Annotated in this window: 22 protein-coding genes; 15 read left to right on the forward strand and 7 right to left on the reverse strand. The window is 36.6% G+C overall.

Features of this window, described 5'->3' with window-relative positions; genetic code table 11:
- Positions 1–95: 95 nt before the first annotated feature.
- The 3 genes from F935_RS04030 (at position 96) to F935_RS04040 (ending at position 3,855) form a co-directional block, all read left to right on the forward strand.
- A complete protein-coding gene (locus tag F935_RS04030) occupies positions 96–458 on the forward strand; it encodes a hypothetical protein (RefSeq protein ID WP_016137730.1) in 363 nt (120 codons plus the stop codon).
- Positions 459–709: 251 nt separating this feature from the next.
- Complete coding sequence (locus tag F935_RS04035) at positions 710–3,349, forward strand: bifunctional aconitate hydratase 2/2-methylisocitrate dehydratase (RefSeq protein ID WP_016137731.1); 2,640 nt, start codon at positions 710–712, stop codon at positions 3,347–3,349.
- 284 nt (positions 3,350–3,633) lie between these two features.
- On the forward strand, positions 3,634–3,855 hold the full coding sequence (locus F935_RS04040; protein ID WP_016137732.1) for a hypothetical protein: 222 nt from the start codon (positions 3,634–3,636) through the stop codon (positions 3,853–3,855).
- Between the two features lie 104 nt (positions 3,856–3,959).
- Here F935_RS04040 and F935_RS04045 read toward each other — a convergent pair whose 3' ends face one another.
- Positions 3,960–5,417, reverse strand: coding sequence for a DASS family sodium-coupled anion symporter (locus F935_RS04045; protein ID WP_016137733.1), 1,458 nt, complete (start codon positions 5,415–5,417; stop codon positions 3,960–3,962).
- A gap of 663 nt (positions 5,418–6,080) precedes the next feature.
- Between F935_RS04045 and F935_RS04050 the strand changes: the two genes are divergently transcribed.
- Together F935_RS04050 and F935_RS04055 are read left to right on the forward strand one after the other, a co-directional pair.
- On the forward strand, positions 6,081–6,515 hold the full coding sequence (locus F935_RS04050; protein ID WP_016137734.1) for a hypothetical protein: 435 nt from the start codon (positions 6,081–6,083) through the stop codon (positions 6,513–6,515).
- Positions 6,516–6,634: 119 nt separating this feature from the next.
- Positions 6,635–7,618 carry an ion transporter gene (locus tag F935_RS04055; protein ID WP_016137735.1) on the forward strand — a complete coding sequence of 328 codons (984 nt, stop codon included), beginning with the start codon at positions 6,635–6,637 and terminating at the stop codon, positions 7,616–7,618.
- Between the two features lie 32 nt (positions 7,619–7,650).
- Here F935_RS04055 and F935_RS04060 read toward each other — a convergent pair whose 3' ends face one another.
- A complete protein-coding gene (locus F935_RS04060; RefSeq protein ID WP_016137736.1) occupies positions 7,651–8,844 on the reverse strand; it encodes an MFS transporter in 1,194 nt (397 codons plus the stop codon).
- Positions 8,845–9,086: 242 nt separating this feature from the next.
- Between F935_RS04060 and F935_RS04065 the strand changes: the two genes are divergently transcribed.
- Complete coding sequence (locus tag F935_RS04065; protein ID WP_016137737.1) at positions 9,087–9,884, forward strand: DUF4198 domain-containing protein; 798 nt, start codon at positions 9,087–9,089, stop codon at positions 9,882–9,884.
- A 282-nt stretch (positions 9,885–10,166) separates the two neighbouring features.
- A complete protein-coding gene (locus F935_RS04070) occupies positions 10,167–11,087 on the forward strand; it encodes a LysR family transcriptional regulator (RefSeq protein ID WP_016137738.1) in 921 nt (306 codons plus the stop codon).
- A 63-nt stretch (positions 11,088–11,150) separates the two neighbouring features.
- Here the strand turns inward: F935_RS04070 and F935_RS04075 are convergent, their stop codons facing one another.
- Positions 11,151–11,603: a DUF441 domain-containing protein gene (locus F935_RS04075; protein ID WP_016137739.1), complete on the reverse strand. Its 453-nt coding sequence runs from the start codon at positions 11,601–11,603 to the stop codon at positions 11,151–11,153.
- Positions 11,604–11,854: 251 nt separating this feature from the next.
- Here F935_RS04075 and F935_RS04080 point away from each other — a divergent pair, with 251 nt between their 5' ends.
- Both F935_RS04080 and F935_RS04085 read left to right on the forward strand, forming a co-directional pair.
- Positions 11,855–12,073 (forward strand): hypothetical protein, encoded by a 219-nt coding sequence (locus tag F935_RS04080; RefSeq protein ID WP_004791556.1) that lies wholly within the window; start codon positions 11,855–11,857, stop codon positions 12,071–12,073.
- A 101-nt stretch (positions 12,074–12,174) separates the two neighbouring features.
- Entirely contained in the window at positions 12,175–12,879 is a 705-nt protein-coding gene (locus F935_RS04085) for a pseudouridine synthase (protein ID WP_016137740.1), read from the forward strand.
- Here the strand turns inward: F935_RS04085 and F935_RS04090 are convergent.
- From F935_RS04090 to F935_RS04100, 3 genes are all read right to left on the reverse strand, one after another.
- Positions 12,872–13,315: a GNAT family N-acetyltransferase gene (locus F935_RS04090; RefSeq protein ID WP_016137741.1), complete on the reverse strand. Its 444-nt coding sequence runs from the start codon at positions 13,313–13,315 to the stop codon at positions 12,872–12,874. The genes F935_RS04085 and F935_RS04090 overlap by 8 nt on opposite strands.
- 98 nt (positions 13,316–13,413) lie before the next feature.
- A complete protein-coding gene (locus F935_RS04095; protein WP_016137742.1) occupies positions 13,414–13,722 on the reverse strand; it encodes a type II toxin-antitoxin system RelB/DinJ family antitoxin in 309 nt (102 codons plus the stop codon).
- Between the two features lie 110 nt (positions 13,723–13,832).
- Complete coding sequence (locus tag F935_RS04100) at positions 13,833–14,741, reverse strand: pseudouridine synthase (protein WP_016137743.1); 909 nt, start codon at positions 14,739–14,741, stop codon at positions 13,833–13,835.
- A 120-nt stretch (positions 14,742–14,861) separates the two neighbouring features.
- On the opposite strand from F935_RS04100, the gene tsaE reads away from it, so the two are divergent.
- From tsaE to F935_RS04125, 5 genes are all read left to right on the forward strand, one after another.
- Entirely contained in the window at positions 14,862–15,335 is a 474-nt protein-coding gene (gene tsaE, locus F935_RS04105; RefSeq protein ID WP_035366038.1) for a tRNA (adenosine(37)-N6)-threonylcarbamoyltransferase complex ATPase subunit type 1 TsaE, read from the forward strand.
- The gene (mutL, locus tag F935_RS04110; protein WP_016137745.1) at positions 15,328–17,277 is read left to right on the forward strand and encodes a DNA mismatch repair endonuclease MutL; all 1,950 of its coding nucleotides are present in this window, start codon (positions 15,328–15,330) and stop codon (positions 17,275–17,277) included. Before tsaE ends, mutL begins: the two co-directional genes overlap by 8 nt.
- A 6-nt stretch (positions 17,278–17,283) precedes the next feature.
- Positions 17,284–18,228, forward strand: a complete 945-nt coding sequence (gene miaA / locus F935_RS04115) for a tRNA (adenosine(37)-N6)-dimethylallyltransferase MiaA (RefSeq protein WP_016137746.1) — start codon at positions 17,284–17,286, stop codon at positions 18,226–18,228.
- Positions 18,229–18,320: 92 nt separating this feature from the next.
- Positions 18,321–18,845, forward strand: a complete 525-nt coding sequence (gene hfq, locus F935_RS04120; RefSeq protein ID WP_016137747.1) for an RNA chaperone Hfq — start codon at positions 18,321–18,323, stop codon at positions 18,843–18,845.
- A 138-nt stretch (positions 18,846–18,983) separates the two neighbouring features.
- Entirely contained in the window at positions 18,984–19,844 is an 861-nt protein-coding gene (locus F935_RS04125) for a DMT family transporter (protein ID WP_016137748.1), read from the forward strand.
- Between the two features lie 35 nt (positions 19,845–19,879).
- On the opposite strand, the gene nfsB is transcribed toward F935_RS04125, so the two are convergent.
- The gene (nfsB, locus tag F935_RS04130; RefSeq protein WP_016137749.1) at positions 19,880–20,533 is read right to left on the reverse strand and encodes an oxygen-insensitive NAD(P)H nitroreductase; all 654 of its coding nucleotides are present in this window, start codon (positions 20,531–20,533) and stop codon (positions 19,880–19,882) included.
- 141 nt (positions 20,534–20,674) lie between these two features.
- On the opposite strand from nfsB, the gene F935_RS04135 reads away from it, so the two are divergent.
- Positions 20,675–20,905, forward strand: a complete 231-nt coding sequence (locus F935_RS04135; RefSeq protein ID WP_016137750.1) for a hypothetical protein — start codon at positions 20,675–20,677, stop codon at positions 20,903–20,905.
- The last annotated feature ends 6 nt before the right edge of the window (positions 20,906–20,911 follow it).

A 20,911-nucleotide genomic window follows, 5' to 3' on the forward strand; every position in this document is an offset into this window, starting at 1 on the left:
GACCGAGAGGGAAACTATCTCGGTTTTTTTCTAGCTGTTTTTGCAAAAATGATGATTTTCCGTATGATATGAGCAGCAATAATTAGTGTAGTGAAATGATGAAAAAGATTTTATTGATTGCAGTGAGTTTGTTCTTTGTCGGTTGTTCAGAAAAGAAACCATTAACACCAGAAGAGCAGTGGCATGGTTTTTGTACTAGCGTAGGAAATGCGGCTAGAAGCATTGTTTTTGATCGTCAGCAAGCAATTGAAAAAGCTCAGGCCGTTGAGCATGCTAATAAAATTGAAGATGACATTACCAAAAAGTTCATTCTTAATATTATTGAAAAAGTTTATGCAATTCCAAAAGAAGAACTGAGTAAAGATTCTCAAGCACTCCAAGAAAAAGTTAGAAAGCAAGCGATGGACGAATGTTTGGCAACACCTCATGACAAAATGCCAAAATATAAATCGTTCTAATTGAGTACGGTTATTGAATTTCCTCTCATCTGAGGCTTTTTTGCTTAAAAATAGCCCAGATTTGGCTGATTTACTCATTATTTGAACATGGGTATTTAGATACAAAATAATGGGCATCACGGAGAAACACCCCGTTTTCATTAACTTTTACCTTGAACTCTAGTAAACTTTTATAGTCCATATTACTTGTGAAGCTTTTTAAGAAAGCTGGAATTTGCAAGTAATTTTTCAAAAAAAGAGGAATGAACACCGTGCTAGAAGCTTACCGCCAACACGTTGAAGAACGTGCCGCACTCGGAGTCCCACCGAAGCCACTTGATGATGCTCAAACAGCTCAGCTTGTTGAACTATTAAAAAATCCACCAGCAGGCGAAGAAGCGTTTTTGGTTGATTTGCTTGAAAACCGTGTTCCTGCAGGTGTTGACCAAGCAGCTTATGTAAAGGCAGCGTTCTTGGCAGCGATTGCAAAAGGCGAAGCAACTTCACCACTCGTTTCTAAAGAACGTGCAGTTTACTTACTTGGCACGATGCTTGGTGGTTATAACGTAGCACCACTTGTTGAGCTTCTTGATAATGCTGAACTTGCAAGCTTAGCTGCTGAAGCGTTAAAGAAAACACTTCTTGTATTTGATGCATTCCATGACGTAGCAGATAAAGCAAAAGCGGGTAATGCCAATGCTAAAGCTGTTTTACAATCTTGGGCAGACGCAGAATGGTTCACAAGCCGTCCTGATGTTCCAGAAGAAATCAAAATCACTGTGTTCAAAGTAACTGGTGAAACAAATACTGATGACTTGTCTCCAGCGCAAGATGCTTGGAGCCGTCCAGATATCCCATTACACGCGAATGCAATGTTGAAAAACGAGCGTGATGGTATCAACCCTGAAAAACCAGGTGAAGTTGGTCCATTAAACCAAATCAAAGAACTCATCGCAAAAGGCAACCAAGTTGCTTATGTAGGTGACGTTGTTGGTACAGGTTCAAGCCGTAAATCTGCAACTAACTCTGTACTTTGGTTCTTCGGTGACGAACTTCCACACATTCCAAACAAAAAAGATGGTGGTGTGTGCTTAGGTACTAAAATCGCGCCAATTTTCTTCAATACGATGGAAGACGCAGGTGCATTACCTGTAGAAATCGACGTTGCCAACATGAACATGGGCGACGAAGTAGTATTGAAAATTGACCATGCTGCTGCAAAAGTTACTGCTTTTAAAGATGGCGTACAAATTTCAGAAGCAGAACTTAAAACTCCAGTACTTTTAGACGAAGTACGTGCTGGTGGTCGTATTAACTTGATCATTGGTCGTGGTTTGACAACTAAAGCACGTGAAGAATTAGGTCTTGCACCTTCTACATTGTTCCGTACACCTGTACAACCTGCTGACACTGGCAAAGGCTTCACGCAAGCTCAGAAAATGGTTGGTCGTGCATGTGGTTTAGCTGAAGGTCAAGGTATCCGTCCGGGTACTTACTGTGAACCTAAGATGACTACAGTTGGTTCTCAAGATACAACTGGTCCAATGACTCGTGACGAGTTAAAAGACTTAGCTTGCTTGGGCTTCTCTGCTGACTTGGTAATGCAGTCTTTCTGTCACACTGCTGCATATCCAAAACCAGTTGACGTAACAACTCACCATACATTACCTGACTTCATCATGAACCGTGGTGGTGTATCTTTACGTCCAGGTGACGGTATTATCCACTCTTGGTTAAACCGTATGTTACTTCCAGATACAGTAGGTACTGGTGGTGATTCACATACTCGTTTCCCAATCGGTATTTCATTCCCAGCGGGTTCTGGTCTTGTTGCGTTCGCAGCTGCAACTGGTGTTATGCCACTTGATATGCCTGAGTCTGTACTTGTTAAGTTCAAAGGTAAAATGCAACCTGGTATCACTTTACGTGACCTTGTACATGCAATTCCTTACTACGCGATTCAAGCGGGTGACTTAACTGTAGAGAAGAAAGGTAAGAAAAACATCTTCTCTGGTAACATTCTTGAGATTGATTTATCAGAAATGGAAAATGACTTGACTGTTGAACAAGCATTCGAACTTTCTGATGCATCTGCTGAACGTTCTGCTGCTGGCTGTTCAATCACACTTTCTGAAGAGAAAGTTGCTGAATACTTACGTTCTAACATCACCATGTTGAAGTGGATGATCGCAGAAGGTTACGGCGATGCTCGTACTATGGCGCGCCGTGCTGAAAACATGCAGAAGTGGTTAGACAACCCAAGCTTGTTAAAAGCTGATGCTGATGCAGAATATTTAAAAGTTTACGAAATCGATCTTGCTGACATCAAAGAACCAATTCTTTGCTGCCCGAACGATCCAGATGATGCGAAACTTCTTTCTGATGTTCAAGGCGACAAAATTGATGAAGTATTCATCGGTTCTTGTATGACGAACATTGGTCACTTCCGTGCAGCGGGTCAGTTACTTGACAAAGTACCTAGTGGTTCATTGTCTACTCGTTTATGGTTGGCTCCACCAACTCGTATGGACGAGCACCAATTAATGGAAGAAGGCTTGTATAACATCTATGGTCGTGCTGGTGCGCGTACAGAGATGCCAGGCTGTTCATTATGTATGGGTAACCAAGCACGTGTAGCGCCAAACACAACATGTGTATCGACTTCTACTCGTAACTTCCCGAACCGTTTAGGTCAAGGTGCAAATGTTTACTTAGCGTCTGCTGAGCTTGCATCTGTAGCTGCGGTTCTTGGTAAATTACCAAGTCCAGAAGAATATCAACAGTACGCGTCGCAAATCGACAGCGCTTCTGCTGAGATCTACAAATACTTAAACTTCGACAAGATGAGCGAATATACTAAAGAAGCTGATCAAGTTGATACTAAGAAAATTCAAGCTGCTCAATTGACTTAATGAGCTAGGATCAAGAAAAGCCGAAAGGCTTTTCTCTAGCGCAAGAGCAAATTTATGATTTGCTTGAGCAAAAAGCTAAAAATAAGGGCTGATTAATCAGCCCTTATTTTTTTGAAATAATTTCTAATTAATCTAAATTTTAAATCAAAAAAATTGTAGTAAGTTCTGTGCTATGCCTATCTAATAATTTTAATTAATATTGTCCAATAATTTTGGCTTTACAATTCAATCAATTCATCATTTAATCATTGAAAATAAGTGATTTAAAAAGTTGATTTAACTAAATGACGAAACAATCTCGCTTCTTATGTATTGGTGGATTTCTTAACGGTTCTGCTGTTAAAGATCAAGGTGATAGTTTTATCTGTGTCGAAAATAACAAACAAGTAGCCTATCATAAAAAGGAAATTTTCCATCCAGACTCGTGGGATCAAGATTACTATGTCTGCGAAACTACAACAGATCAACAGGCACGAAATTGGGTTTATGATATTAAGCCCGATTAATTTACTTGATATCATTTTATTCGGTGAATAGGCAATTTAGTATTTTTTAAATGCCTACATGAAAAAGCCCCTTTGAAAGGGGCTTTTTAAAAACTAAAACAATTCTACCAATAACCCAACACTTTCCACCAAAGTCCGCCAATCACTACAAAGATAATGATATTAACAACACTCATGACAAAGCCAGCTTTCCACCATTCACCGAGTGTGGTGTAGCCCGAACCGAACACAACTGGGGATGTACCAGTCGCATAATGGGTTAATGTCATCATAATACTTGAAGCTGCTGCCATCATTAAAGCAAAGAGCATTGGCGGCGCACCGAGAGCAAGTCCTGCCGTATAAAAGGCTGCAAACATTGCCGTAATATGTGCCGTGGTGCTAGCAAACATATAATGTGCATACAAATAGGCAAGCATTAACAATAAACAAGCAGGCATCCAGCTTAGACCTAAATGACCAATACTGGTTTCTAAAACACCCGAGAACCACGTAATTAAACCGAGCTTATTTAAATAAGTCGCCATCATGACTAATGCTGCGAACCAAGTAATCGTATCCCACGCATTTTTCTGCGTCAGAATATCATCCCAAGTTAAAACACCTGAAAGTAGCAATAATCCTAAACCAATAAAAGCAGTCGTAGTTGGATCAACAGCCCAAGCGGAGCCAAAAATCATGGCAGGAATACCCGCCCATAGCATCAATAAAATACCGAATACACCAAGCATGATGATTTCATTTTTACTGACTGGACCCATTTCTTTTAATTTAGTTTTAGCAAACTGCGCTGCATTAGGTGTTTCTTTAATTTCGGGTGGATACATCCAATACATAATCAAAGGCATAATAATTAATGCAATCAAACCCGGCACTAACATTGCCAGTGCCCAAGTACTCCAACTTAAAGAAATTTCACTATTGGTCGCCTTTGCCACTAAATCAACTACTAATGGGTTAGGGGCAGTTGCCGTAATAAACATTGCAGAGGTAATCGGGTTGGCTTGGTAGTTAACCAACGATAGGTATTTTCCCATCCGACCTTCAGTGCCTTTGGCAGGATCAGAATCATAACTAGTAGAAATTGCCAATACAATCGGATGAATAATTCCACCACCACGTGCCGTGTTGCTGGGTGTTACAGGGGCGAGAATGAGTTCGGAAAGCACCATGCTATAGCCGATACCAATGGTTTTTTTGCCCCAAACTGCGATAAATAAATAGCCTAACCGTGCGCCCAATCCAGTTTTTTGCAAACCTTTAGAGATCATGATGGAGATACCAATCAGCCAGATTAGTGGGTTAGCAAAGCTACTAAGGGCATCTTGAATTGCACCGCTTGGGCTCGTGTTAGTCACGCCAGTAATAGCGACCAAAGTTATTGCAATAATGGCAATGGCACCAATTGGCATCGCTTTACCGATGATTGCGGCAATTACACCGACAAACATGGCTAATAAATGCCATGCATCAGGGTCAACACCTACGGGTACAGGAATTACGAACCAGATTAACAATGTAATAAATAAAGAAATAAGTGTAGGGAGGGCTTTAAATCCCATGTAATTTCCCCTTGTTTTCATATGATTAAAAAATTAAAGTTCTTTATGAGTAAATCGCTAAAGAAATAAGTATTAAAGTTCTATTATCGATTAAATGATTCGAAAATTCAAAAAAACACAACCGATAAGTACTAGATTTTATTTCAATGAAAATGACAAATCTTTTATGGTTAAGTATTTCTTAATTTAAACTATAACTATTAAGTTTTTTTGAAATTATGGTGGTGAAATAGATGCCAAAATTATAAATTTCCTATAGAGGTATCAGCCTAATAAATACTACTGATTATTGTTAATTCTAGAAAAATCCATAAAGATATTTACTCAAATTGAAATATTCTAATGTTAATTTTTAGAAAATTTTAAAGATCAAGAAACAAATTATATATCTAGATAAAGATATAAATGATACAAAAAATTATTAAATAAAATAACTTATATATAATTTTGGGTAAAAAGTAAGCTCTTTGAATTATTATTTTTATTAAAAGTGTGAATTGTGTCATGAGTTTATTTAAAAACAGTAAATATATCATTCTTAAATTTAATATATATAAAATTAAATATAGTAGTAGAAATTAACTGGTTTTTTGTTTTAAAATAATTAAACGAACTTAAAAATAATTAAAAAAAATATGGGTATTTTATATAGGGAATTTGAGAATGCTAAAGACGATAGTTGAATTTAAATTTGATGATTATCAACTATATGAACAAAAAACACACTTCAACGGAGAAGGTATTTTAGTTCAAAAGACTGAAGATATTGCACAATATATTTTTAGTATATTGAGAAATAGGTATCATTTAAATGTAGAACTGTATAGTGAAAACTGGGGATGGCAAATAGAAATTCCATTGCCTGAAATAACGATGTATCTTGGAATAAGTGTTTATGAAGAACATAGTAATGGATTCGCAATTTTCATTTCGCCAAACACACCTATTTTAAGAAAGTTTTTATTTAGAAAAATTGATATTACCCATCATATTATGGTGCTGCAAAATTATATAAATATTATCTTGAAATCACATCCTGGCATCTATGATGTGTTGTGGTGGAAAGAAAATGAATTCCGATGTGTAGCAGCGAGCTGAAGTAGGAAAAGTGAAAATTTTAAGTACCGAAGTGAGTTAAGGAAAATTTATTAAAGACTATATTGGTGAATAGAGAGCGAAAGCTTACTATATCTTCAATATCACGTGGTCAGATCAATATGCAAAATTCAGCTTTGAAGGGATTGCGTAAGTTTTTCTATAATAATCTTCATAATCATGACTATGAAACTACGGTAAGTAGATGTATTAATTATTTTTTAGTTGTTTTAATTGTTGGCAACGTCGCTGCCGTTTTATTAGAAACAGTAAATGATTTGTACACAAGTTATCGTGTGTGGTTTGACTATTTTGAAGTTACTTCAATTGCAATTTTTAGTATTGAATATTTATTAAGATTGTGGAGTGTTGCAGATCGAGATACGACACAATCTGCGTGGAAAATCCGCTTGAACTGGATGAAAAGCGGAGAAGCAATTATTGATTTAATGGCAATCTTACCTGCCTATCTCAATTTCTTTGTACGAATTGATCTTCGTATGCTTAGAATCTTACGGTTACTTCGCCTATTAAAATTAACACGGTATTTTATCTCACTTCAGATATTGTTATGCGTGATTAAACGTGAGAAGGGGTCTTTTCAGGCAGTTATCTTTATTTTAATTATTATGATTATTATGACTGCTTCGGGAATTTATGTGGTTGAAAACAAGGCTCAGCCAGAAGCTTTTAGTTCAATACCTAAATCTATGTGGTGGGCTGTGGTTACTTTAACTACAGTGGGTTATGGCGATGTAACACCAGTGACCAGTTTAGGAAAGTTATTGGGGGCACTCATTACTATTTTGGGAGTTGGCATTGCGGCATTACCGGCAGGTATTTTGGCATCGGGGCTTGCAAATGAACTTAACCAGCGTAATCAAAGGTTAGAGCAAGAGTTTCGTGAATTACTTCAAGTACGTGGTATTGATATTTTACATGATGAAGTTGAAATAGAACGAATACGTCAAAAAGTAGGCCTGCCAAAAGAGCAGGCGCATAACCTGATTGTACAAATTATGCGGGAAAAAGTATTAGAGCAAGAAGAGTCGGTTAGAGAGAAAAAATGTTATTGCCCACACTGTGGAGGAAAGCTAACTGATTAGAAATAATAAGTTAGCGTTTTCTCTGATTAAGTTTATTTACTGGCTTTTTCTACAGCAAATGCAATAAGTAAAATGATAAGACCACCGAGACTCAAAACAAAACCTACCCAGATTGGCGCGATCCAACCCATTTGGTGACTGAGTACCCATCCACCTAAAAATGCACCTAATGCATTGGCCATATTAAATGCAGAATGGTTGAGTGATGCTGCTAATGTTTGAGCATCGCCTGCAACATCCATTAGGCGGGTTTGCAAAGCTCCGCCTAAGCCCATTACGGTGAGACCAATCAAAAATAATGAGGCAATAGCAGTATAGATATTGCTCATTAAAAAACTGGCAACAACAAAGGCGATAGCTGAACTAATTAATACACCTACAATCGTTTTGTTTAGGTTTTTATCTGCAAGCCATCCTGCGGCTAAGCCACCAATAACCATACCAGTACCCCAGATAGCTAAAGCGATAGGGACAATTTGGATATTAACTTTAGTATATTCAGTCAAAATTGGTGAGACATAACTATAAACAGAAAACATGCCTCCAAAACCGATAGCACCTACCGCTAGTGTTAACCACATATTGATATTTTTAAGACCGGCTAACTCTGTTTTTATACTGGCAGTAGCTGGGACTGGAATATTGGGTACAAAAAAGCCAACAGCAATTAAAGTGACGAAAGCAAAGGTTGCTGAAAATTCAAAACCAGCTCTCCAGCCAAAATTTTGGCCTAACCACGTCGCGAGAGGAACGCCAATTACAGTTGCGACTGTAAGACCCATCATCATTTGGGCAACCGCAGAGGCTCTTCTTGATGGGCCAGCGAGTTCTGCTGCAACTAATGCACCAACTCCAAAATATGCTCCGTGTGGTAAACCTGCAATGAAACGTGAGATTAAAACAGTTTCAGGTGTATGAGCTAAAGCGGTAAAGGCATTAGCTACACCATAAAAAAGCATTAAGCCGAGTAATAAAGTTTTTCTCGGAACTTTGGCTCCAAGAATAGCAATGATAGGAGCGCCAATAACTACACCTAATGCGTAGGCACTAATAAAGTGGCCAGCTTCAGGTACGGTAATATTTAAGTTATTTGCAATTTCTTGAATCAGTCCCATTGCGACGAATTCAGTGGTTCCAATACAAAAACCACCTACAGCGAGTGAAAAAATTGCTAAAAAGAGTGAATAGTGTTGATGTGTAGAAAGAGGAGATTGCGGGGACGCCATAATAAGTTAAGGGGAAACTCAAAAAAGAGAAGTATAAGGGAAAAGAGAACCGAATAATAAAAAACTAAAATATTGAGGTAAGGATTACATATTCAAATGGAGTAAATTTAAATTTTTTGGTTTTGATCTATAAATAATAAAAAATAACGAATGATAATAAGAATTATTTTTATTTGTGTATACTGTGTTCGCTTATATTTTGTCTGATTTTTTAACTTTGCATACAACAGGATTTTGTAATAATGAATAGATTTTTAGTGCTTTCTCTTACATTGGCATGTAGTTATAGTTTTGCTCACGAACCTTATGTAGCGCCTGTAGCTTATAAAACTGAACAGACTCAAGTACCTGTAATTGCTGGTTATGCTGAAGAAGCATTAAATAGTGAATATGCTTTAAAGGATGCCAAGCTTACTGTAATTACACCTAAAAATGAGCTTAAAACCGTCAACTCAGAAGTTGTACATAAGTCTGTAACTGTTTTTGATGTAGATCTACCTGAAGAAGGCACATACATTGTTCAAACTCAGGCGAGTTATCCTTTAAAATATGTATATGACCAAAAAGCATGGCATCTATTTTTTGATATGCCAGCTGATAAAGCTCCACCGAAAGCAGAACGTGAATATTTAATTCCGGCTGACCTTAAAACAAAAACAATCAAAACAGAACAAGTAACACGTGAGTGGATATTGCAGAGTTATCTTTCTAAAGGGAAAGTTTCAGATATTCAACTTCCCAATACACCGATTAAAGTTAGTTTTTCTGTGCACCCAAACCAGATTAAAGCTGCTCAGCCTGTTAAATTAGCTATAACTGAAAAAGGGCAACCTTTAGCTTATGCTGAAGTTAATTTGAGAGAAAAAGGTGCAACTGATAAACAAGTACAACCATTTAAGGCGGATAATAATGGGCAAGTTGAGCTTAAATTTCCAAAAGTTGGCGAGTATCTAGTAGAAGTAACTGCACCACTAAATTTGAAGTTAAAACCTAAAAATCAAAGCTATACAATTGTTAGCTTAAATGTGGTTACACAGTAACTTTTAGCCTTACATAAAATTAGATCCAATTCGGGTCTAATTTTAATTATAGGGGGCAAAACAAGTTCAATATCTAGTTAGCTATTTCAATTTTAAAATTATAAAAATTCATCACATAAAAGAATAATAAAATAAAATTCATGTTGAAGTTAGCTAACTAATTTTGTGATAAGATGAATAGTATTCATTAGCAAGAATTTATCTAAAGTTGCTCGATTTTTTGAAAAAACAAATATGAGATTAAAACATCTATAGATAAATCTACTTTTCAAGCGTGGACCCATGTTAGAAATTCGACACCTTAAAACCTTAGTTGCCTTACGTGAACACGGTTCATTGGTTTCGGCAGCAAATGATCTTTGCTTAACACCTTCGGCTATTTCTCATCAGTTAAAAGAATTAGACCATTGGTATGGGGTAGAGGTTGTTAATCGCCGCAGCAGGCCTGTTAGTTTTTCTAATGTCGGGCAGCGCTTACTCAAGTTAGCCGATGATGTTTTGCCACAAATTCAGATTACACATAGTGATATCACGCGTATTGTCCATGGACAGACTGGCAGAATTATTTTTTCATCGGAATGCCACAGTTGTTTTGATTGGCTAATGCCTTTATTAAATCAGTATCGCCATCAATATCCAGATGTTGATTTAGACTTTGCTTCAGGTTTTGAGGCTAATCCGCATGAACTTTTACAAAATGCTGAATTTGATTTGCTAATTACAGCAGATCCAATTGCTTTAAAAGGAATTGAGTATTTTCCGATTTTTGAATATGAATCACGTTTGGTCTTATCCAACACTCATCCTTTAGTTCGGGCTGAAAATATTACAGTTCAAGAGTTAGCGGAAGAGGTTTTAATTACTTATCCTGTCGATAAGCACCGTTTAGATATTATGTCGAAACTTTTCATTCCTGCGAATATTCAGCCTAAACAAATACGAACAACAGATTTAACTCAAATGCTTATTCAGCTTGTAGCAAGTGGACGAGGTATTGCTGCTTTACCTGATTGGGTGGTAAATGAATATGAACAAAAGGGTTGGGTCACAAGCCGCCGTTTAGATTGTGTTTCACCTACAGGCTTAAGACGAACGTTGTACGCTGGCTATCGAACTGAAGAAAAAGAGAAAAGTTATTTTGAAGGTTTCTTAAAGCAGTTAGAAAAATTCTCTTTAAAACGAAACGCTTATTATTCTGGCTAAAACAAATAATTTAGCCTAAGTGTTAAAAAGGTGCTTAATTGCACCTTTTTTATATCGACATCTTTATTTACCAATAAATAAAGAGAGTAAGCCTGCTGCAATAAGAGGACCGACTGGTACACCACGAAGTAAGGCAACCCCAGCAACCGTACCAATGAGTAAGCCTGCAACCACATCAGGTTGGCTCGACATTAGTTTGACGCCGCGACCACCCAACCAAGCGACTAATAGGCCAATTGCGATAGCTAAAAGCGACTTAAAACTAACAAATGACTTTAAAATAGTTTCTCCACTGAGCTTTCCACTGGCAATTGGTGTGAGTACGCCAATCGTTAAAATAAGAATTCCTAAATTAAGACCATGCGCTTGAATGTAAGGAAAGAACTCACTTAAAGGAGTGATTTTAACGACAATAAGTACCCCCGCTGCAATGGTTACAGCCGCATTTTGACTTAATAAACCGCAGACAAGCAGGACGAGTAAAACAACTAAATTAACATCAAATTGGGCAAGCATGGGGAGTGCAGGGAAAGTAAATAAATGGAATTGTATAATATTTAAGAGTCGCAATGTGAAAGCTTAGAAAGATACAGCCGATTTCAGATCTTATTTTTAATAAAAATTCACTGTATATCGCTCAATGATAAAGAGTTTTAATTTTTGTTTACGCTTAGAAACAATGTTATATAAATTAACAAGTTAAAAATTTTAGTTTTTTAAAGTTGTGATATAAAAATAGTCATTACTCATGAGTACAGGATAATTGTATGGATATTATAGATATCAAAATCAAAGATCAGTTTGACCAGATTCATGATGCAAAAGCGCAACTAAAGAAAAATTTAGTGGAACATGAAAATGAATCGTTAAAGCTGAGCCAACGTATTGAACATATTATTGTTGATAATGAAATAATTTTGCCTACTACTGAATTATTATTTGAAAGTGAACAAAACGAAAATATTTATCGGGTAGTTGAAGAATAGAGTGTGAGTTAAATGAAGTAAATGCAAAGAGCTGCTCGTAGTGTTTAGTAAAAAGTGGAAACTACGTTAAAATAACAGCTTAGTTCTAATGAGAAAACTTCATGCTGCTGGAAAAAATTTTACAATCACAAGGGTTTGGTTCTCGTAAATATTGTCAGCAGTTAATAAAAAACGGATCTGTAAGTATTGATGGAGAGATTACAGATGAGCTCAAGAAGCAATTCTCTCCTGAAAATTTAGAGTTTTCTCTTTTTGGGCAGACCTATCAATATCGAGAAAAAGTTTATATTGCTTTAAAAAAGCCAAAAGGTTTTGAATGTTCCCATCAGCCTCACCATCATCAAAGTGTTTTTAGTCTCTTACCTGAAATCTTGATTCAACGTGGTGTGCAAGCCATTGGCCGTTTAGATCAAGATACAACGGGCTTACTTTTACTTACTGATGACGGTAAATATCTTCAAGCTTTAACTCATCCCCGTAAACATGTCCCAAAGGTTTATCATGTTACGACCATCGATCCTGTCACGCCTGAGCAAATTGAAATGTTGAGTCAAGGTGTGAGCTTGCATCAGGAAAAAGGTGTCTTTGCTGCAACGGATGTAGAGATATTAGAAACGCATCAATTAACTATGACGATTCATCAAGGTGTCTATCATCAAGTAAAAAGAATGATTGCAGCTGTAGGAAATAAAGTAGAAGCCTTGCATCGCCATCAAGTAGGGCAATTGGTTTTACCTGAAATTGTTGAGGGAGAATGGATTTATTTATCTGAAGAGCAAAAACATCTCGCTCAAAATCTTACTTAAGAAAGCAATGGAAAGTTTGGAACTCACTATCTCGAATGAATCCCATTTTTTCATATAAGCGATGAGATTCATAGTTGTTGCCTTGAGTTTCCAAACTAATCCGCAAAGCATTCTCTTGTTTTGCAAATAAGATTGCTGTATCGATTAGCTGTTTAGCCGAACCCTGACGACGGAAAACGGGCGTAACATATACATCATCTAAGATATAGTAGGTTGAGCAAGCAACTGAAGAAAAACCTAAATAAAGTAAAATAAAGCCCGTGATTTTATCGTCTTTAATATGAATGAAGAACACACTTTCTCTATTCTCAAAACGCTGTTTAAGAAAGTGAAATGATTCATTAAAATTAGAAGAGGCCCCATAAAATTGGCGGTATTCATCAAATAAAACGGCGAGTTGCTCTAAATCTTCAAAAGTCGCTCGTCTAACGATCATTTGGCGCTCCTTGTAATTTATCATTATGTTTTTACAAAAAGAGCATAACGAAAAAAAGAGCTTTTTGACGTTAAAACTTGTTTATAAATGCAACAGTGTTAAATTTTGTCGCTTTCACCAAGAAGAGCATTAAGTTCTTCAAACAAATCTTCATGGTCATCATCTTCAGCTAAAGTTGATGGATTTTGATTTAATGAAGATGCTTTGGCTTTTCTCAGCTTTAATAATTGTTCCATATTGATCGTCTGATTTTCGATCGCAAACGGAATAGATTTAGTTAATACGACCTGTTTAAAAAAAAGTCGTACCGCTTGGGCAGGGGTAATTCCCAATTGTTTAAAAACAGCGAAAGCCTGCTTTTTCTCTTGGGAGTCAAGTCGAACCTGATAAACTTCTGTTTTTCGCATGAATAATAAAACCAAATGATTTTAATTTTTAGGAATTTATTTTAAACCATCGCAATGTAATTTCAATGCTTTTTGGCATAAAAAATAATCTTTTTGTAATTACGGTTACATTACAATGTCAATTCAAACTTAGATTTAAAAGACATTCCCTCTTTTGTTAGTGGATCTATAAATGAAATATGCTTAGCCAGAAGCTGCAATGGTTCCGAGAAATCATCCTCAGTCTTGTGCTGAACTACCGGATAAAACGGATCATTTTTAATCGGAATTTCTAAATAACTAAGATGTACACGAAGTTGATGCTGCTTACCTGTTGTCGGTGTTAAACGATATTTTGCCCAAGTCTGGTTGTGTTCGATAAGCTCAATATAGGTTTGGGTATTTGCTTTAGCATTTGCTACAACTTGCATGGTGTAAAAAGGAGTACCTTTATCTAAATGCAAATGTAATGTTTGGGGAAGTTTTAATTCTTTTTTATACGGTGCGATAGCATGATAAATTTTATTGACTTGGCGCTCTGCAAATAACTGTTGGTAAGCACCACGCGACTCAACCCGTTTGCAAAATAGAACAACGCCAGCAGTTTCACGGTCTAATCGATGTATGGGCGTTAAAAATTCATTGTGTGTTTGCTTTTTTAGTCGGACTAAAAGAGTTTCTTGAACATATTGTCCAGTCGGGCTGATTGTTAAAAAATGTGGTTTATCGACCACTAGTAAGTCATCATTTTCAAATAAAATCCGATGTTCAAATGGAACGTGGGCTTCATAAGCAAGAAATCGATAATAAAAAATATGCGTATTACTTTGATAGGGACTGTCTAATGTTAGTTTTTGTCCATTTGCCCCATAAATAAGTCCATCTTGAAAGCGTTGTTGCCACTCTTGCACTTTAATATGTTGGAAATGTTGGCATAGATACTCATAAATAGTTTGAGTATTTGTGTGTGCAGGAAGATAGACCTGACTTGCGCTCACACCATCAATCATGGGTGGCAAAAATTCGTTCGGACTAGACATAAAAAAGTGTAAATATGTAAGAGAATTGATATAAAAAAAGCCAACTTCTAGGGCTTGAGTAGGCTTTTAAGGCAGGGCAATGTTATCATATCGATTATTTCGAATCATGTTATGTGTGCTATGTCGTATTCATTGAAATTGGTCTTAAATCATGAAGAAGATACTGAGCGTTTAGCTCAAGCTTTGGCGCAGCATGTTCAGTCGGGTGTGATTTATTTAATTGGAGATTTAGGTGCGGGTAAAACCACACTTACGCGCTATTTCTTACATGCTTTGGGTCACAAAGGCTCTGTTAAAAGCCCAACCTATACACTCGTTGAGCCATATAAAATCAATGATAAAGAAATTTTTCATTTTGACTTATATCGTTTGAATGATCCATACGAACTTGAATTAATGGGAATCCGTGATTATTTAGATATCACCGACGCATTATTTTTATTTGAATGGCCTTCAAAAGGTGGTGATGAAATTCCAGAAGCCGATATCATTATTGATATTCAAAAGTCAGATGATGAGTTGAGTCGTTTGGTAACCCTAACTTTACCTACAGAACATTTGTATCAGACTTTGCAGGAACAGCTTCATGACTGATGAAAAGCTAACACAACGTCGTATCCATACATTAGACGCAGCGTTAGCCAACCAGATTGCTGCTGGTGAGGTGATTGAGCGTCCTTCATCTGTTGTTAAAGAATTATTAGAAAATTCTATTGATGCAGGTGCAACTGAACTCATTGTGCGGATTGCTCAAGGTGGTTCGACCCTTATAGAAATTATTGATAATGGGCATGGTATTCATTCTGAGGATTTGGCATTAGCGGTCATGCGTCATGCCACGAGTAAAATTAAAACTGCAGAAGATTTACACGCTATTGTAAGTCTAGGATTTCGCGGGGAGGCACTTGCTTCGATTGCCGCTGTTTCACGATTGACTTTAACCAGTAGCCAAGATGAAAGTGGTATTGGCCATCAGGTTGAAGTAAACGGTACAGCATTTGATCATCAAGAGGTGCAAGCTGTTGCTGCTCAAAAGGGAACCCATATACGTGTTCAGGACTTATTTTTTAATGTTCCTGCACGCCGTAAATTCTTAAAAAAACCAACCACTGAATTTGGTCATATCGAAGAGATTGTTCGCCGTCTAGCTTTAACACATTTTGATATACGTTTTGTGCTTGAACATAATGATAATATTAGAATTAATTTACCTATAGCGGATAGCGGAGAACTACGTTTTCAGCGAGTTCAACAATTATTAGGATCTCAATTCGTACAAAATGCATATTGGATGGATGCTGAAAGTATTAGCATGCGTTTATCAGGTTGGCTTGGTCATCCTTCAGATGCACGTGCACAGGCTGATATGCAATACGTCTATGTAAATGGTCGTATTGTCAAAGATAAAACGATTTCGCATGCGTTACGCATGGCATATGACGGTATTTTACATGGTCATCAACATTCATCTTATTTACTTTTCTTAGAAGTCGATCCTGAAAATATTGATGTCAATGTTCATCCTACAAAACATGAAATTCGTTTTTTAAATCAGAGAGAAGTGCATGAGTTTGTAAGACATTATGCAAAAGAAACTCTGGCACAATTTCAGACAGCAAGCGCTGATTTAGCTCAAGCGATGAAAGTGGATGAAACCTCAGATTATTCAGTACAGCCACAGCCTAAATATCAGGAACAATTTTCATTGCACAGAGCAAATGAAACTTTAAATGCAGATAGTGAGCCACAGACTCAGCACACACCAACAGAGTTATTAACCGATTTTAATGCTAGTCGTCCGCAAGCTGTTCACTATGCAGATCAAACACCAAAATATAATGGTTCACCTCAGTTAAATAATGCGTTAAAGACATACTTAGCGCCACTGCGTGACCAGCCTGCTAGTTTTTCAGTAAATGAAGATATTGAACCAGTAACAAAAGTCGATGAATTTCCATTAGGTATCGCAATTGCTCAACTTCATGGAATTTATATTTTATCGCAAAATACTGAAGGTCTTATTATTGTTGATATGCATGCAGCGCATGAGCGTATTTTATTACAGCAAATGAAAAATGCTTGGGATAAGCCAGAATTTTGGACGTCTCAGCAGTTACTTATTCCTAAAGTCATTTCTATTAGCCGTATGCAGGCCGTTAGGGTAGAGGAGTTAAAACCTCAACTTGAGCGCCTAGGTCTGGAAATTGATTTATATGGCGATGAGCAAGTTATTGTTCGCGGTGTGCCTGCCATATTACAAAAAGCTGATTTTGAAAATCTTATTCCTGAACTTTTAAATGATTTAGACCCGAATGATGAAGCACAAGGGTTACTTCAAAAAAGAGATGAGTTATTAGCTGGAATGGCATGCCATGGGGCAGTGCGTGCACATCGACAACTCAGTCTTTCTGAAATGAATGCTTTACTTCGTCAGATGGAACAAACCGAATTTGCGAGCCAATGTAACCATGGAAGGCCAACTTGGCGTGCATTTCCATTATCTCAATTAGATAAATTATTTGCTCGAGGAGAGTAGTTTTACATGTCAAATCAATTGCCCGTCATCAATTTAATGGGACCAACTGCGAGCGGAAAAACCGCTTTGGCATGTGAATTATACGAACGAGGAAATTTTGAGCTAATTTCTGTTGATTCTGCACTCGTCTATAAAGATATGGATATTGGTACTGCTAAGCCAACGCGTGAAGAGCAAGCACTCTATCCTCATTATTTAATTGATATTATTACTCCTCTTGAAGTTTATTCAGCTGCTCAATTTGTTGAAGATGCCTCTAAGTTAATTGATGACATGCATTCACGTGGAAAGACTCCTATTCTGGTAGGAGGCACAATGTTGTACTTTAAGGCATTATTAGAAGGTCTATCGAGTAATTTGCCGAGTGCTGATGCTCAAGTTCGCGCAGCAATTGAAGAAAAAGGTTTAAATGAAGGTTGGCAGGCTGTTTATGATGAATTAGTGTCTGTCGATCCTGCCGCGGCAATAAAATTTAATGTGACTGATAAGCAAAGGATTATTCGAGCATTAGAAGTTTATAAGCTTACAGGTGAGCCAATTACTAAATTGCAGGCAGAACAACCAAAAAACGTACCATATCGATACATATTTCATAATTATGCTTTACTTCCAGATCGGGTAGAATTACATCAACGCATTGAGCAACGATTATGCAAAATGTGGGATATCGGTTTTTTGAGTGAAGTTGAAACTCTAATTGAAAAATACGATTTAGATGAAAATTTACCCTCAATGCGTTCAGTGGGTTATCGACAAGCACTAGAATTTCTATTAAAAAGTGACTTAAGTCTCAAAAGTAAACGTGAAATGGAGGATAAAGCTTTATTTGCAACACGACAACTTGCCAAACGTCAATATACGTGGTTACGTTCTTTGCAAGAAATACACGATTTTAAAACTTACTTGACGATAAAGCAGGCGAAAGAAGACTTGCGAAACTCTTATGGATAAAGCAAAATTTGCACACTGTCTTTTTATAATTTTTAGTTGAAAAATAAAGATAGTTTTTTTGCGCTGATTTAAAATTTTTTTTGGAGTTAAAAATGTCTAAAGGTCAAACTTTACAAGATCCGTTCTTAAATTCTCTCCGTAAAGAACGTATCCCTGTTTCTATTTTCCTTGTTAACGGTATTAAATTACAGGGTCATATTGAATCATTTGACCAATATGTTGTTTTATTAAAAAATACTGTAAGTCAAATGGTTTACAAACACGCGATTTCAACTGTTGTTCCAGCACGTAACCCACGCCCAGCAGGCGCACAAGGTACAGGCTTCCCAGCACAAGGTGGCACACAAGGCGGTTTTGGTGGTCAACCTACTGGTGGCTTCGGTGGCGCTCAAGGCGGCTTCGGTGGCGGTGCTCAAGGTGGCTTCGGTGGCGCTCAAGGCGGCTTCGGTGGTCAAGGCGGCTTCGGCGGCGGTCAAGGTGGCGGCTTCGGCGGTCAAGGTGGCTTCGGTGGTCAAGGTGGTGGTTTCGGTGGTCAAGGCGGCTTCGGTGGTCATCAAGGTGGTTTTGACAACGACACTAAATTTGAAGATGGTCAAGAAGACGAAAATAATCGTTAATTGAAATCTAAAAAAAACCAGTCAGATAATGACTGGTTTTTTTTGCTTATTTAAAAGTTAATTCAAAATATTAAACTCATCAAAAGTCATGATTTGACCATGATGACTCATATATTTAAATAAATAGAGTTTTAATCGATGATATTAATATTGGCTGCTGCTTTAAGCAGTGTTTTGGTGTCCATCCTATTAAAAAACTTCAAGAAAAAAGGTTATCAACCCCTACAAATGATTGCATGGAACTATGCAAGTGCAAGTCTTCTTTGCTTTTGGTGGTTTCAGCCTGATATTCAACATATTTCAATAGAAAAAACGCCTTGGTGGTTAATTGTTGCATTAGGATTGATTTTGCCCAGTATTTTTCTATGTTTAGCTAAATCATTAGAATATGCAGGAATTGTTAAAACTGAGGTTGCACAACGACTTTCAGTCGTACTTTCTTTACTCGCCGCGTATTTCTTCTTTAATGAACAATTTAATGCATTAAAACTATGGGGAATAGGTTTAGGAATTTTTGCTGTTTTACTTGTTCTTTTTGGACAAATGAGTAGTTCTTCAAATCCTCAATCTCGAAAAGCAATTTTTGCTCTATTAAGTGTTTGGTGTGGATATGCTGCAGTAGATATTCTCTTAAAATATACGAGTAGTTTAGGTCTTCAATTTACACTGACTTTAAACCTTATTTTTATTACAGCTTTTATATTATCAATTGCATATTTATTGGTGCAGAAAACCCAAAAATGGCAGCTTAAAAGCGCTATAGCTGGATTGATATTGGGTGTACTTAATTTTTTAAATATTGCTTTATATGTGAAAGCTCATATTCTTTTAAAAGATTCACCTGCAATTGTTTTTGCAAGTATGAATATTCTTGTTGTGTTATTAGGAATTGCAAGCGGCGTTATTTTATATAAAGAAAAATTAAAATGGCCTACCATTTTTGGTATTTTATTTGGGATAAGTGGCGTACTTTGTTTAGCTCGGGCAATGAGTTTGTAGTTCAAGAGAGTTGAATCTCTTGAACTATTCGAATTTTATAAATAGGTAAAAATAACTTCATCTGGTAGGCGTGATTTAGGTAGTTTGGCATTGAAATCGTTTTCACTACGATAACCTAGAGAAACAATGACTGAACTACGCAGGCCTTTTTCAGTTAAACCTAACTCAGTATTTAAAATTTCTTCATCAAAACCGCCCATTGGTGTTGCATCAATTCCGTCTAAACCCGCAGCAAAAAGTAGTTGCCCCAGAGCAATGAATGTTTGATTTTCCATCCATCCAAATAAATTTTTCTGTTCATTTCGATAGAACTCAACATAGCCATGGCGAGTATCTTTTTGGCCTAATTTAGCTTTTTCATCTTTAAAACGACCGCTCACATCATCTTGTTCAAGTAGTTGGTTTAAGTATTCAGCTGAAATATCTGTTCTTGTGCAAAATACCAGTGTGTGTGATGACTCAAGCACTTTAGGAGCATTGTAGGCATATTTTCCTGTTAAGGCTTTTGCAATTCGTTCTTTGGCTGCAAGATTGTCTGCAACTACGAAATGCCAAGGCTGTATATTCACTGAAGAAGGAGAAAAACGTAAAATCTCTAATAGTTTATTAATTTTTTCTTGAGGAATTTTCTTTTCAGAATCATACGCTTTTGTTGTATAGCGACTTTTAACAGAATTCAATAGGTCCATAGGTGTGCTCCATATCAATCTTATGGCAATTGAGAGAATTTAATCTTTGTTATCATACGCTATTTTATTCAAAAACATTTCCTATGTAATTTGATAAAGAAATATAATACTCTTATGTAAAGTTTTAGTAATATATTGAAAATGATTGATTTAATGCCAACAGATGCAAAGAGTAAGCTGAGAGAAATTAGAATTGTTAAAGCCTTTATCATTCTTGTATTTGTATTGAGTCTTCTTATTTTATACATTGAATATCACGATCATGCACATATAAGCTGGAAATTTATATTTATTGCCAGCATGTGTGTGATTTACGATTCTGATTTAAATAAAAAAATTAAAGAATTGAAAGTTGAAATAAAAAGTGACTAATTACTA

The sequence above is a fragment of the Acinetobacter calcoaceticus ANC 3811 genome (genome assembly GCF_000399665.1).
In the GTDB taxonomy this organism is placed as follows: Bacteria; Pseudomonadota; Gammaproteobacteria; order Pseudomonadales; family Moraxellaceae; genus Acinetobacter; species Acinetobacter calcoaceticus_B.